Below are 12,984 nucleotides of genomic sequence, written 5' to 3' on the forward strand. Positions count from 1 at the left end.
AGTGCCATCTCTGGTTGTTAATGGGATATTCGGGGCTTAACCGAACACCAATGAATATGGATATGTCTTTTGCTTTATATCTTGTTGTGCATAATATGCCATGTAAGCAGCATTTTTTGCCATAATATCAGAAAACTCCTTGGTAACATCTTCTCTCCCTACCCCAGCTAGCAATTGCTGTTGCACCAACAAAGAAGTCAAAAAAGCAGTTAATGCAATCATTATAAATCTGATTTTACGGCAATTCACTTTAAAACCTCCAAATTCTTTTTGTATTCACAAATACTACTTATTAATTATATTTGATATATGCTCATTATAAGTCAATAGCCAAATATTGTAACATTATGTCGATAAATTTGCCGACCAGAGATAACTCAAATCCTTTCCCTCCCAAAATATAAAAACAGAGGGCACCTGTTTTAGCGTGTGCTTCCTCTGCTCCTGAAAAGTTACTGCATTTTTCTGGCCGGACGCGGCGCGCGGGGTCTTCTGCCATCCGCTGCTTTCCCCTCGGCCGGTTTGCTCCGGGGCGCTTCCTCGCCCGGTTCGGGCGGCACGGCCTCCTTGCGTGAGAGCTTGAGCCGGCCCTGGTTGTCGTAGCCGATGGCCTTGACCAGGATCTCGTCGCCTTCTTTCACCACATCCTCCACCTTGGCCACGCGGTGATGCGCCAGCTGGGAGATGTGTACCAGCCCCTCTTTGCCGGGCAGGCCCATTACCCCGGGGATGATCTCCACAAAACAGCCGAAGTCGGTCACCCGGGTCACTTTGCCGTTGTATATTTCACCGGTCACCACATCGCGGGTGATGCCCTCAATGATCCGGCGGGCCTTTTGACCGGCCTCGGGGTCCACAGCCGCAATGAAGATGCGCCCGTCATCCTCAATGTCGATTTCCACACCGGTTTCATCGATGATTTTCTTGATGGTCTTGCCGCCCGGGCCAATCACATCGCGGATTTTATCCGGATCAATGGTCATGTTGATCATGCGCGGGGCATACCGGGACAGGTCCTGGCGCGGCTCGGAAATGACCTCCAGCATCTTGCCCATGATATGCATTCGGGCATCGTGAGCCTGCTGCAGGGCTTTTTCCAGAATGGCCGGGGTGACACCCGCCACTTTGATGTCCATCTGCAGCGCCGTGATTCCCTGTTTGGTGCCGGCCACCTTGAAGTCCATGTCACCCAGGTGATCCTCAATGCCCTGGATGTCGGTCAATATGGCGAACTGGTCCCCTTCCTTGATCAGGCCCATGGCCGCCCCGGCCACCGGCGCCTTGATGGGCACTCCGGCATCCATCAGAGCCAGTGTGCTGCCGCAGACGCTGCCCATGGAGGTGGAACCGTTGGACTCCAGCGCTTCCGACACAATGCGGATGGTATAGGGGAATGATTCTTCCGGCGGAATTACCGGTTCCAGTGCCCTTTCAGCCAGCGCACCGTGCCCGATTTCCCGCCGGCCCGGCGAACGCATGGGACGGGTTTCGCCCGTACTGTAGGGAGGAAAGTTATAATGGTGCATGAAACGCTTGGATTCCTCAATGCCCAGCCCGTCCAGAATTTGCTCCTCGGAAACCGTGCCCAGTGTCACCACAGACAGGATCTGAGTCTGGCCGCGGGTGAAAAGGCCGCTGCCGTGCGTGCGGGGTAAAAAGCCCACCTCGATGCGAATGGGACGCACTTCGGTCAGACTGCGGCCGTCGATGCGGATGCCGTGTTTAAAGATAAACTCCCGCACAATTTTCTTCTCTGCTGTATCCACCGCGCTGCGGATATCGCCTTCCTGCTCGGGAAACTGCTCCAGAAACTGCTGCACCAGCTCCTCCTTGACACCGTCCAGATACAGTTCCCGGCTCTTTTTATCCAACCGCTGATCGATGCAATGCTGCACGGCTTCCCGCATTTTTTCCAGCGCCCCGGGCAGCACGGCTTCCTCGACCTCGGCCGAAGCCACCACCAGCACCGGCTCGATTTTGGGCCTGGCCAGGCCCTGTTCCAGCGCCTCCTGCCGGAACTGCTCAATGGCCTCGACAATCTCTCTGGCTTTGGCATGTCCAAAGGCAATGGCCCGCAGGACTTCCGCTTCGGGCACTTCCCTGGCCCCGGCCTCTACCATCATGACAGCATCGGCCGTACCCGCCACCACCAGGTGCAGGTCGCTTTTTTCGGCCTGGGCCACAGTGGGGTTATACACCAGCTCTCCATCCACCCGTCCCACAATCACGCCGCCAATGGGCCCCTGGAAAGGAATCTCGCTGATGTGCAGGGCGGCCGAGGCGCCGATCATAGCCGCAATTTCCGGTGCATTGTCCTGATCCACGGACAAAACCGTAGCAATCACCTGCACTTCGTTGCGCATCCCTTTGGGGAATAGCGGCCGGATGGGGCGGTCGATCAACCGGCCGGACAGCACGGCCTTTTCACTGGGTCGGCCTTCCCGCTTGATAAAGCCGCCGGGAATCTTGCCCACCGCATACAGCCTTTCTTCATAATCCACAGTCAAAGGGAAAAAGTCCAACCCTTCCCGGATTTTCGGGTTCATGGTGGCCGTCACCAGCACCACGGTATCGCCGTAGCGTACCAGCACACTGCCACCCGCCTGTCTGGCCACGCGACCGGTTTCCAGGGTCATGATCCGGCCGCCCACCTCGATATTTTTCTGCACTACGCGCATTTCGGTCATCAGCCCGCATATCCCTCCTGCTAACTACACATTTTTTCCAACCATTTTTTCTTCTACATATTTAAGAGTATTTCCTGCCATACAGACAAAAAATACTGGCGGCGTATCAGGTAATACCTGAAATATACCCTGTTGAACAAAAAAAGAGAAACGGCCCTGTGCTGCCGCCTCTCTTTTCGCCATCCGGCTTATTTGCGCAGACCCAAACGCTCCAGCAGGCTGCGGTAGCGGTCGAAGTCCCGGTCCCGCAGATAATTGAGCAGAGCCCTGCGCTGGCCGACCATCTTCAAAAGACCACGCCGCGAATGGTGATCTTTTCTGTGGATTTTCAGGTGTTCATTCAAGCTGTTAATACGGCTGGTCAAAATGGCAATTTGTACTTCGGGCGAGCCGGTATCGTTTTCGTGCAGCTTGAATTCGTCAATGATAACTTTTTTAGTTTCGCCAGTCAGTGCCACCTCGCGCTCACCTCCTCACCCCGGGTTAATCGCTGCCGGCCAAGCCAGAGCGCTGCTGAGCGTCTCCCCTAGCTGGCAGTTATTTTTATTTACCAATTATGGTAATTACCAAGCGACCGCCCGGTATGTCCTTGGCTACCAGATCAAACATGCGGCCCGAACGGGCAAAAAAGCCCCGGAACCTGGTGGCAGTGGGTATCTTGCCGGGAATGCCGCTGGCGGCGGTAATGATGTCCTGTACGGTGATTTTCTCCTGGCGCAAATCCTTCAGCCGTTTACGCGCATGCTCGGTAATAATCACCCGCATACACGCACCCGTACTCAGCCGGCACCCGACTGCCGCCTGCCTTCCTCGGCCTGGGCCAGAAATGCGTACAGGGCATCCTGAAAGGCAGCCACCCCGGCATCGGCCACACCGGCCTTCTGGTATATGGCCTCCAGTTCCCGGCGCAGGCTCTGGAAGTCCTCACTCAGGCAAATAACCGCAATCTGCCCCAGCCATTCCTTGATTTCCTCTTCCGAAGACGTCAGACGCGGCAAAGCCACTGCCGGCTCCCCCTCTCGCCCGGTGCCCGCCATGCAGTATTTTAACACAGGCCGCCCGGCAAGTAAACTTCAATATTCTTTATATTACCTCCCTTTGCGAATTATACCCGGAAAGCTCTCGGGTCATAGTGATGTCCCGGTGAATTTGTTCCACCAGCTGTTCCACCGAAGCAAACCGCTGTTCTCCGCGCAAACGGCGGCGGAAAAACACCCGTACCCGCTCACCGTAGATGTCACCGGTAAAGTCCAGTATATGCACTTCCAAAGTGCGCTCAAAACCCTGGGCGTGGAAAGTAGGCTTGATGCCGATATTGGCCACACCCGGGTAAATATCCTTACCCAGGCGAATCTTGACTGCATACACCCCGTTGGCCGGCACCAGCAAACCGGCGGGCAGCTCAATGTTGGCCGTGGGGAAACCCAGCAGTCTCCCGCGCTGCTCTCCGGTCACCACCCGCCCTTCCAGGAATGGACTGTAGCCCAGGTAGGCAGCGGCGGCCTCCACCTCACCATCGGCCAGCATCTGGCGAACCAGTGTGCTGCTGACAGGCACTTCATCGACCATCACGGGGGAAACAATGTGCACGCCAAAACCATACTGCCGGCCGGCCGCCTGCAGCAGCTGCGCGTCACCTCGCCCTCCCCGGCCAAAAGTATAATTGTAACCGGCAAAGACATGCGCCACGGCCAGTTCCTGCACCAGCACACCGGCCACAAACTCCTGCGGCCCAATTGCGGCAAACTGGCTGGTAAAGGGCACTTCCAGCAGAACCTGTACACCCAGTGCAGCCAGCATTTCCTGTTTGCTCTCCCTGGTCATCAACAGGGGAGGGGCCTGCTCGGGCTTCAAGACCACCAGAGGATGGGGAAAGAAGGTAAATACTGCTGCCGTCCCCCCTGTTTCCGCCGCCTTGTTTACCAGGCTGGCAATCAGCCGCCGGTGCCCCAGGTGCAGGCCGTCAAAATTACCCAGACCCACCACCAGGTTTTGATGCAATTGCCCCAGACCATGCCAGTCCTGATAAATTTTCACCTGCGTCACCACCCGCCGCGGGATTGTTAATTGATAATAACTGGCATTCGGTTTTGGTCAAGAAAAGACTCATGAACACAAAACATATTATAGCATATTTTATTCCACCGGCGCGAAAACTTTCTGCGCCACAAACATCAGGCCCCGCTCGTGCCCGGCGGCCCGGGCCACGGCCAGTAGCCACCCCCGCTCCACCAGCCTGACCAGGTCCCCTTCTTGCAGGCCCGGGGGCAGAACGCTGACTCCCGCCGGGTAGAGGGGGGCACCGGAAAGGACACTGTTGCGGGCAGCCGTTTTTACTTCCACGGCGGGTAAATGAGCCAGGGCTTCCCCCGGTCCCATCAACACGCGGGATAACTGCCCCGCTCCGGCCAGGCGGGCGATCTCCTCCAGGGTAAGGGCCCCGGACAGATGACAAAAACCAGCCGCCGTGCGCAGCAAAAAATTGAGCGCTGCACCACAGCCCAGATTTTCCCCCAGATCTTGACAGAGAGTGCGGATATATGTACCGGCCGAGCAGTGCACATCCAAAAGCGCCGCCGGATAACCGGCAACACTGTACCATTCGACCAGTTCCAGGCTGTAAATATGCACCAGCCGGGACGGTCGTTCCACTTCCAGCCCCCGGCGGGCCAGTTCGTACAGGCGTTGCCCCTGGTAGTGCACCGCCGAGGTCATGGGCGGCACCTGCTCCACCCGGCCGCAAAACCCGGGCAGCGCCTGTTCCACCTGCCGGCGGGTGATCCGGCAGTCCGTATCCCGGCGCACCGGACGGCCCAGCATGTCGCCGCTGTCGGTAGCAATACCGAAGACCACCTCCGCCCGGTATTTCTTATCTCCGGGCAGATACTCGATCAGGCGGGTGGCCTGTCCCAGACAAACCGGCAGAACACCGGCAGCCGCCGGATCCAGCGTGCCGGTGTGACCGGCTTTGGCCCCGGTCAACCGGCGCACCCGGGCCACCACATCATGGGAGGTCATACCCGGTGGCTTGAGCACATTGAGCAAACCATGCACGGTGCTAGTCACCCGCCCTCACTGCTTCTACTGCTGCTGCCACCACTTGCTCCATAATCTGCTGCATGTCGCCCGGCAGAGTGCAGCCGGCAGCCCGTACATGTCCCCCGCCCCCGAACCGTCCGGCCAGCCGGTTGACATCCACGCGGTTCTTGGAGCGCAGGCCTACCTTGGTGTGACCGCTGGCCAGCTGGTAGAAAAAGGCGGCCACTTCCACTCCTTTGATGGACCTCAGATGATTGATCAGACCCTCCATGCTCTCCTCGGTAACACCCTTTTCCTCCATGACCTCCCTGGTGATAAAGGCCCAGGCCACCCGGCCACCGGCCGTGAGCTGCAGGGTATTTAAAGCGGCCTGCAGTGCTACCAGACGCCCCAGCGGTAATTCAGCATATAACTGATTGCTGACTGCCGCCGCCTGAACGCCGTGTTCCAGCAGGCGGGCTGCCCGGCGCAGTGTACCCGGCGAAGTGCTGTCGTACTGAAAGGAGCCCGTATCGGTAACAATGGCCACATACAGACAGGTGGCCATATCCGGCGTAAGCCGTACCGGCAGCAAATCCAGCAAATCCAGGACAATTTCGCCGGTGGCCGCCGCCCGGGAATCGCAGTAGGCCTGGTGGGCGAAGTTGTTCCGGCCCACATGATGGTCCAGCACCAGCACCTTCAGGCCCGGTTGCTCCAAATACTGCCGGTAGATACCCAGCCGTTCGGGCACCGAACAATCCAGAGCGACCAGAGTATCAAAGGAACGGCCCAGACCCCGCTCCCCGCTCACCAACTGCTCCGCCCCGGGTAAAAAGCGATACAGCTCCGGTAAGGGATCGGGGCTGGCCATAACCACTTGCTTGCCCATTTGCTGGAGAGCCATGCCCAGAGCCAGCACACTGCCCAGGCTGTCCCCGTCGGGCATAACATGCCCGCACAAAAACAGTTTTTGCGCCTGCTGCAAACTGGCCGCCACCGCTTCAAGACTGGCCATCATCTTCGCTCCCATCCATCACCTTGTTCAGCAGTTGCAGCACCCGGCTGCCCTGAGCAATGGACTGGTCCAGCTTAAAAACGATCTCCGGTGTGTAGCGCAGTCTGATCCGCCGGCCCAGCTCGCTGCGGACAAAGCCGGCCGCCCGTTCCAGGGCTTTAATGGTAGAAACCTGCTCGGTCTCATCACCCAGCACACTGATAAATATTTTGGCGTGGCGCAGATCCGGGCTCACCTCCACCCGGGTGACCGTAGCAAAACCCAAACCCGGGTCCTTCAGTTCTTCCCGCAGCATCTGGGCCACTTCCTGCTTGATTGCTTCCGCCAACCTGCCCGGCCGGTGGGACATAAAAGCCACCTCCTATGCCAGTTCGCGTTTCACCGCTTCCATAGTATATGCTTCAATGATGTCGTTTTCCTGAATATCGTTCCAGTTATCCAGCATGATCCCGCATTCATAACCCTGCATGACTTCGCGCACATCATCCTTGAACCGCTTCAGCGAGGCCAGCTTGCCCTCGTAGATGACCACGCCGTCCCGGACCAGTCGCACGCTGGCATCCCGCACCACTTTGCCTTCCAGCACATAGCATCCGGCAATGGTACCGACCTTGGAAACCTTGTAGACCTTGCGCACCTCCACGCGGCCCAGCGCCACCTCGCGGTACTCGGGATCCAGCAGGCCGCTCATGGCCGCCTTGACATCCTCAATGGCATCATAGATGACCCGGTAGAGGCGAATGTCAATCTTTTCGGTTTCGGCCGCCCGGCGGGCATTAACATCGGGGCGCACATTGAAGCCCAGGATGATGGCGTTGGACGCCGAAGCCAGCATGATGTCGCTTTCATTGATGGCACCCACACCGCCGTGGATGATCTTGACCTTGACTTCTTCATTGGACAGGCGTTCCAGCGCCTGGCGCAGCGCCTCCACCGAGCCCTGCACATCGGCTTTGACAATCAGATTCAGCTCTTTGACCTGGCCTTCCTTGATGTGCTTGAATAGATCGTCCAGCGAAACGCGGGTGGTTTGTTTGAGCTCTTCCTGACGCCTGCGCAGCTGCCGTTTTTCGGCCACCTGGCGGGCCGTCTTTTCATCCGGAGTGACATAAAACGCGTCGCCGGCCTGGGGCACTTCATGGAAGCCCAGCACCTCTACCGGCATGGAGGGCGGCGCTTTTTTCACCCGGCGACCCTTGTCGTCCAGCATGGCCCGCACCTTACCGAAAGCCGAACCGGCGACAATATTATCCCCCACCTGCAGAGTTCCATTCTGCACCAGCACAGTGGCTACCGGACCGCGCCCCTTATCCAGCTTGGCCTCAATCACCGTACCGCGGGCCGGCCGGTCGGGGTTGGCTTTCAGCTCGCCCATTTCGGCCACCAACAGAATCATTTCCAGCAATTCATCAATGCCCTGCCGGGATTTGGCACTCACCGGCACGCAAATGGTATCGCCGCCCCACTCCTCGCTGACCAGGCCGTGCTCGGTAAGCTGCTGTTTGACCCGGTCGGGCTGGGCGTCAGGTTTATCCATTTTATTTATGGCTACAATAATGGGCACTTCCGCTGCCCGGGCGTGGTTGATCGCCTCCACGGTCTGGGGCATTACCCCGTCATCCGCCGCTACCACCAGGATGGCAATGTCGGTAACCCTGGCTCCCCGCGCCCGCATGGCGGTAAAGGCTTCATGGCCCGGTGTATCCAGAAAAGTGATTTTTTTGCCGTTGTGCTCCACCTGATAGGCCCCGATGTGCTGGGTAATGCCTCCGGCTTCGGTAGCGATCACGTTGGTCTCGCGGATGGCATCCAAAAGCGAGGTCTTGCCGTGATCCACGTGACCCATGACCGTCACCACGCAGGGGCGGGGCTTCAAGTCAGCGGGATCGTCCACCACTTCCTGCTCCAGCAGGGCCTCGGCATCCAGCTGCACTTTTACTTCCACTTCAAAGCCCATCTCATTGGCCAAAATGGTGGCGGTGTCGGCATCAATCTCCTGGTTGATGGTGGCCAGCACCCCCAGCATCATCAGGCGCTTGATCAGCTCGGCGGCGCTTTTCTTCATTTTCTCGGCCAGTTCCTGTACCGTAACCGTTTCACCGATCACCAGGGGCTTTTTCTCCACCACAGCCGGTCGGGCTTCATCCTGCCTTTGCTGTTTTTTCCGGCCGGCCGGCCTGGTGCGCAGTTTCTTTTCCAGTTCATTTTCTTCCGCATCCAGCAGGCGATCCCGCCCCTTGGCTGGCTGGGCCTTGGGCTGGTTCTGCTGGGCCCGGCCCCGGCTTTTCTCGGCTGCCTTGGCCTTATCCAGGGCTTTCACCTGCTCCGGCACTTTGGGCACTTTCAGCTCGGTACGGGCCGCCCGGTTGGCAGGCGCCGCTGCTGCCGCGGCCCCCTCTCCCGCCGCCTTCTCGGCCGGTCTTAGTCCCCTGTCCCGGTGCTGCTGGGGCGGCCGGCCGGACTTATCACCCTGGGGCGGACGCTGACCTTCCGGCCGGCGGGGCTTGCCCCCCGGACCCCGGTCGCGTCTCTGGCCCTGTCCGGCCGGTTGTCCCTGAGCGCCGCCCTGCCCCTGTATCGGCCGGCCGGGCTGGCCCTGACCACCGGCCTGACCCTGTGCTGACCGCCCGGGATGCCCCTGGGCCGGTCGGGCTGGCTGTCCCTGAACGGCCGGCCCAGCCGGTGCCGCTGGCCGGCCCATCTGAGCGGCCTGAGCCGGCTGACCGGACGCTTCCTTTTTCATTCCCGCCGGCTGCCTGTCGGCAGGCTGGGATGGCTTTCTGCTCTTTTCCCGCCCGTCAAAACGCCGGTCGGGCGGACGGGAAGGAACCTTATCCACCAGACCCGGTCCACGATCGTGCCGCCGGCCGCCCCCTCCGCCGCCGGCCGCTGGTCTTTCTACCGGTACAGCAGCGGGGGCCGCTTTTTTGACCGGTTCATTATGGTCCAGTGAGCGGGAGGCTTCTTTTTCCGCCGCCGTCTCGCTCTTTTCCAGCGTATTTTTCTGCCCGGCGCCGGCCGGGCGTGAACTGAACTCCTTCATCAAAAGTTCGACCTCGTTGTCTTCCAGAGTGCTCATATGCGACTTGACTTCCCGGCCCAGCTGCTTGAGTTTATTCATCACCGCTTTATTTTCCACATTCAATTCCCTGGCCAGTTCAAAAACCCTCTTTTTGACCATTCAATCACCTCCGAATATCAATCACCATCCGGCTGGTCGCTCTTTTCCGCCCTGTAGCATTCCAGTAACCGGCCAGCCAGGCTATCACTCTTGATGGCCACTACCGCCCGCGGCGTCATGCCCAGCAGTGCGCCCAGTTCCTCCCGCACGGCCAGTTCCAGCAGGGGAACCTGCGCCTTGCTCGCCAGCTGCCGGTATATTTTCTTGGTCCGGGGCGCCGCATCGGTTGCCAGAACCAGTAACCGGACCTGCTTTCTTTCCAGCGCCTGCCGCACACAGGCATCGCCGCTCACCAGCTGGCCCGCCCGCCGGGCCAGTCCCAAAAGACCATGCAGGTTACTGCTCATGGGCGCCAATCTCCTGTAACAGACGGGCTGTAATTTCAGGGTCGACCGCATGCCGGAGCGACTTTTCCAGACGACGGGCTTTAATCGCTTTCTGCAGGCAGGCGCTGTTGGGACAAACATAGGCCCCTCTGCCGGAACGCTTGCCGGTGGGATCTATTTCCACCCGGCCTTCCGGCGTGCGGACAACCCGGATGAGTTCTTTTTTGTTTTTCATTTCCTGACAGCCCACACACATCCGCTGCGGAACCTTCTTCACCCGGGGCATAGTTGCTTAAAGCCTCCTATTCGGCATAATCCTGCTCGTAATAGTCTCCGTATCCCTCTTCTTTGTATATTTGCTCCATCTGCGATTCGCTCTTGATGTCAATTTTCCAGCCAGTCAGTTTGGCTGCCAGACGGGCATTTTGCCCCTCTTTGCCGATGGCCAGGGAGAGCTGGTAATCGGGAACAATTACCCGGGCAATTTTTTCTTCCTCCCAGACCTCCACCGCCACCACTTTGGCCGGACTGAGGGCAGCGGCTATGAATCGGGATGAGTCGGGGTCCCACTTGATAATATCAATTTTTTCGCCGTTCAGTTCCTGCACTATATTTTGCACCCGCACGCCCCGGGGTCCCACACAGGCCCCCACCGGGTCAATATTGGGATCGCGGGAGTAGACGGCAATCTTGGAACGGTAACCGGCCTCCCGGGCTATGGATACCAGTTCCACTTCTCCGCTCTGCAATTCGGGCACTTCCATCTCCAGCAGGCGCTTGAGCAATCCGGGATGGGTGCGCGACACCAGAATCTGCGGCCCCTTGGTGGTTTTCTTAACCTCTACAATATAGGCCCTGATTTTGTTACCCGGTTTATAAACTTCTCCGGGCATTTGCTCGTTTTGAGACAGGATGGCCTCGGTCTTGCCCAGCTCGATAAAAACGTTCTTCTGCTCCACCCGCTGGATCATCCCGTAAATCAGCTCGCCTTCCCGGCTGGCATATTCCTCGTAGATGATGTTGCGCTCGGCTTCCCGAATGCGCTGCACCACCACCTGTTTGGCCGTCTGGGCGGCAATACGGCCGAAATCGCGCGGTGTAACCTCAAACTCCACCATATCACCCAGATCATAGCGCGGGTCAATGGCCCGGGCTTCCTCCAGGGAGATCTCCTGGCGGGGGTCGGTTACTTCTTCCACCACGGTGCGCACAGCATATACCTTGAACACACCCGTCAGGCGGTCAATGTGCACCCGGGCCTGCGCCGTACCGTAGTTGCGCTTGTAAGCTGAGAGCAGGGCCTGTTCTATGGCCTCCAGCAAGATATCCTTGGAAATACCTTTTTCTTTTTCCAGATCACTCAGGGCTTCCAAAAACTCACTATTCATTTGTTACTGTATCCTCCCCTGTCGGGTTAGAATTCCGGTACCAGCCGGGTGGAGGCAATCTGCTGCCAAGGTAGCCGGACTACCCCGCCTTCGGTTTCCAGCAGCACTTCCTGACCTTCCATCCCCAGCAGGCGGCCGGTGAATTTTTTGCTACCCGCCAGTTGTCCAAAGGTGCTGATTTTCACCAGCCGCCCGGCAAAGCGATGAAAATCGGCTTCTTTTTTCAAAGGCCGGTCCAGGCCGGGTGAGGAAACCTGCAGGTGGTAGGCATGGGGCACCGGATCGGCCTCATCCAGCATGGGGTCGATTAACCGGGAAAAAGCCTGGCAATCGTCCAGGGTCACCCCCCCCGGCTTGTCGATAAAAATGCGCAAAAACCAGTGCGCTCCTTCCTTGACATATTCGACATCCACCACCTCCAAACCCAGCTGCTCGGCCGGCCCCGCCACCAGTTCTCCGACCAGATCGGCGACCCTGTTCCTGGACATCCAACTTCCTCCTGACTGGCTGAAATTTTTATTTAGTATAAGACGAAAGAGTGGGGATTACCCACTCCTTTGCCGCAAGACCAAACTTCCGCCAGTTTGCACAAACCATGAGTAGTATAACATACCAGACCCCAAATAGCAAGGCCGGAGCTGGCCGGAGCCGTCTAATCATGCAGGTGTTCCACCCGGCACACACCTTCCAGAGCGGCCAGCCGGTTGAGCAATTCTATTCTATTGGCCGTGGCGGGCAGGCGCAGCGCCAGCACCAGCATCTGATGCTCCGAGCTGATCCGCTGGATTTCCAGGTGGCGCACGGTCACCCCCATGCTTTCCAGCAGCTCGCCCACTCTCTGTACCGCGGCCGGATCATTTTCCAGCATCACCCGCATCCTGCCCTGATGGCGTTTGCCCCGCACATAATCCTCAATAGTGCCCAGAATCACCAGAGCAAACAGCACCAGCAGCGTCCCCAAAGTGGCCGCCAGATAATAACCGCCTCCCACGGCCAGGCCGATGCTGGCGGCCACCCAGAGGCTGGCCGCTGTGGTCAGGCCGCGTACCACCAGGCCCTCCCGCAGGATGGCTCCCGCCCCCAGAAAACCGATCCCGCTGACCACCTGGGCGGCGATACGCGCCGCGTCACCGCGAAACTCATAGTGGATCTGCACCGATACCACCATGGCCAGAGCCGAACCCAGGCAAACCAGAATGTGGGTGCGAAAACCCGCCGAATAGGTGCGAAAACCCACATGCAGGCGCTCCCGCTCCAGGCCGATCATCCCGCCCAGGACAACCGCCAGCACCAGGCGGACTATGATATCCCACTGACTGAGCAAACGCCTTCCCTCCCGAGTAGCCGTAGCATCCGCACCCGCCCC

The 12,984-nt window shown here is 58.7% G+C and carries 15 protein-coding genes; all 15 read right to left on the reverse strand.

Translation table 11 applies throughout. The features are described from left to right. Positions 1-36: 36 nt before the first annotated feature. Entirely contained in the window at positions 37-249 is a 213-nt protein-coding gene (locus tag ACUVTU_RS05135) for a hypothetical protein (protein WP_445888885.1), read from the reverse strand. 203 nt (positions 250-452) lie between these two features. Beyond that, the gene (locus tag ACUVTU_RS05140; protein ID WP_445888886.1) at positions 453-2,687 is read right to left on the reverse strand and encodes a polyribonucleotide nucleotidyltransferase; all 2,235 of its coding nucleotides are present in this window, start codon (positions 2,685-2,687) and stop codon (positions 453-455) included. A gap of 188 nt (positions 2,688-2,875) precedes the next feature. Further along, positions 2,876-3,145: a 30S ribosomal protein S15 gene (gene rpsO / locus ACUVTU_RS05145; protein WP_445888887.1), complete on the reverse strand. Its 270-nt coding sequence runs from the start codon at positions 3,143-3,145 to the stop codon at positions 2,876-2,878. 85 nt (positions 3,146-3,230) lie between these two features. Next, entirely contained in the window at positions 3,231-3,452 is a 222-nt protein-coding gene (locus tag ACUVTU_RS05150) for a hypothetical protein (RefSeq protein WP_018084391.1), read from the reverse strand. A gap of 14 nt (positions 3,453-3,466) precedes the next feature. Continuing rightward, complete coding sequence (locus ACUVTU_RS05155; protein ID WP_445888888.1) at positions 3,467-3,691, reverse strand: hypothetical protein; 225 nt, start codon at positions 3,689-3,691, stop codon at positions 3,467-3,469. A 79-nt stretch (positions 3,692-3,770) separates the two neighbouring features. Next, the gene (locus tag ACUVTU_RS05160; protein WP_445888889.1) at positions 3,771-4,724 is read right to left on the reverse strand and encodes a bifunctional riboflavin kinase/FAD synthetase; all 954 of its coding nucleotides are present in this window, start codon (positions 4,722-4,724) and stop codon (positions 3,771-3,773) included. 99 nt (positions 4,725-4,823) lie between these two features. After that, a complete protein-coding gene (truB, locus tag ACUVTU_RS05165) occupies positions 4,824-5,753 on the reverse strand; it encodes a tRNA pseudouridine(55) synthase TruB (protein WP_445888890.1) in 930 nt (309 codons plus the stop codon). After that, positions 5,746-6,723: a DHH family phosphoesterase gene (locus ACUVTU_RS05170; protein ID WP_445888891.1), complete on the reverse strand. Its 978-nt coding sequence runs from the start codon at positions 6,721-6,723 to the stop codon at positions 5,746-5,748. Before ACUVTU_RS05170 ends, truB begins: the two co-directional genes overlap by 8 nt. Beyond that, on the reverse strand, positions 6,710-7,072 hold the full coding sequence (gene rbfA, locus ACUVTU_RS05175) for a 30S ribosome-binding factor RbfA (protein ID WP_445888892.1): 363 nt from the start codon (positions 7,070-7,072) through the stop codon (positions 6,710-6,712). Before rbfA ends, ACUVTU_RS05170 begins: the two co-directional genes overlap by 14 nt. 12 nt (positions 7,073-7,084) lie before the next feature. Beyond that, on the reverse strand, positions 7,085-9,904 hold the full coding sequence (gene infB, locus ACUVTU_RS05180; RefSeq protein ID WP_445888893.1) for a translation initiation factor IF-2: 2,820 nt from the start codon (positions 9,902-9,904) through the stop codon (positions 7,085-7,087). Between the two features lie 17 nt (positions 9,905-9,921). After that, positions 9,922-10,251, reverse strand: coding sequence for a L7Ae/L30e/S12e/Gadd45 family ribosomal protein (locus tag ACUVTU_RS05185; RefSeq protein ID WP_445888894.1), 330 nt, complete (start codon positions 10,249-10,251; stop codon positions 9,922-9,924). Next, the gene (gene rnpM / locus ACUVTU_RS05190) at positions 10,241-10,516 is read right to left on the reverse strand and encodes an RNase P modulator RnpM (RefSeq protein WP_445888895.1); all 276 of its coding nucleotides are present in this window, start codon (positions 10,514-10,516) and stop codon (positions 10,241-10,243) included. The genes ACUVTU_RS05185 and rnpM overlap by 11 nt, the downstream gene beginning before the upstream one ends. Before the next feature lie 16 nt (positions 10,517-10,532). Continuing rightward, a complete protein-coding gene (gene nusA / locus ACUVTU_RS05195; protein ID WP_445888896.1) occupies positions 10,533-11,618 on the reverse strand; it encodes a transcription termination factor NusA in 1,086 nt (361 codons plus the stop codon). 26 nt (positions 11,619-11,644) lie between these two features. Next, positions 11,645-12,106 (reverse strand): ribosome maturation factor RimP, encoded by a 462-nt coding sequence (gene rimP / locus ACUVTU_RS05200; RefSeq protein WP_445888897.1) that lies wholly within the window; start codon positions 12,104-12,106, stop codon positions 11,645-11,647. A gap of 164 nt (positions 12,107-12,270) precedes the next feature. Beyond that, positions 12,271-12,942, reverse strand: coding sequence for an MgtC/SapB family protein (locus tag ACUVTU_RS05205; protein ID WP_445888898.1), 672 nt, complete (start codon positions 12,940-12,942; stop codon positions 12,271-12,273). Positions 12,943-12,984: the final 42 nt, after the last annotated feature.

Source organism: Desulfurispora sp., from assembly GCF_052744395.1.

Coding starts and splice junctions, on each gene's coding strand:
- ACUVTU_RS05140 (WP_445888886.1), bottom strand. CDS start 2,687: ATGACCGAAATGCGCGTAGTGCAGAAAAATATCGAGGTGGGCGGCCGG.
- ACUVTU_RS05150 (WP_018084391.1), bottom strand. CDS start 3,452: ATGCGGGTGATTATTACCGAGCATGCGCGTAAACGGCTGAAGGATTTG.
- ACUVTU_RS05170 (WP_445888891.1), bottom strand. CDS start 6,723: ATGGCCAGTCTTGAAGCGGTGGCGGCCAGTTTGCAGCAGGCGCAAAAA.
- rbfA (WP_445888892.1), bottom strand. CDS start 7,072: ATGTCCCACCGGCCGGGCAGGTTGGCGGAAGCAATCAAGCAGGAAGTG.
- infB (WP_445888893.1), bottom strand. CDS start 9,904: ATGGTCAAAAAGAGGGTTTTTGAACTGGCCAGGGAATTGAATGTGGAA.
- ACUVTU_RS05185 (WP_445888894.1), bottom strand. CDS start 10,251: ATGAGCAGTAACCTGCATGGTCTTTTGGGACTGGCCCGGCGGGCGGGC.
- rnpM (WP_445888895.1), bottom strand. CDS start 10,516: ATGCCCCGGGTGAAGAAGGTTCCGCAGCGGATGTGTGTGGGCTGTCAG.
- nusA (WP_445888896.1), bottom strand. CDS start 11,618: ATGAATAGTGAGTTTTTGGAAGCCCTGAGTGATCTGGAAAAAGAAAAA.
- rimP (WP_445888897.1), bottom strand. CDS start 12,106: ATGTCCAGGAACAGGGTCGCCGATCTGGTCGGAGAACTGGTGGCGGGG.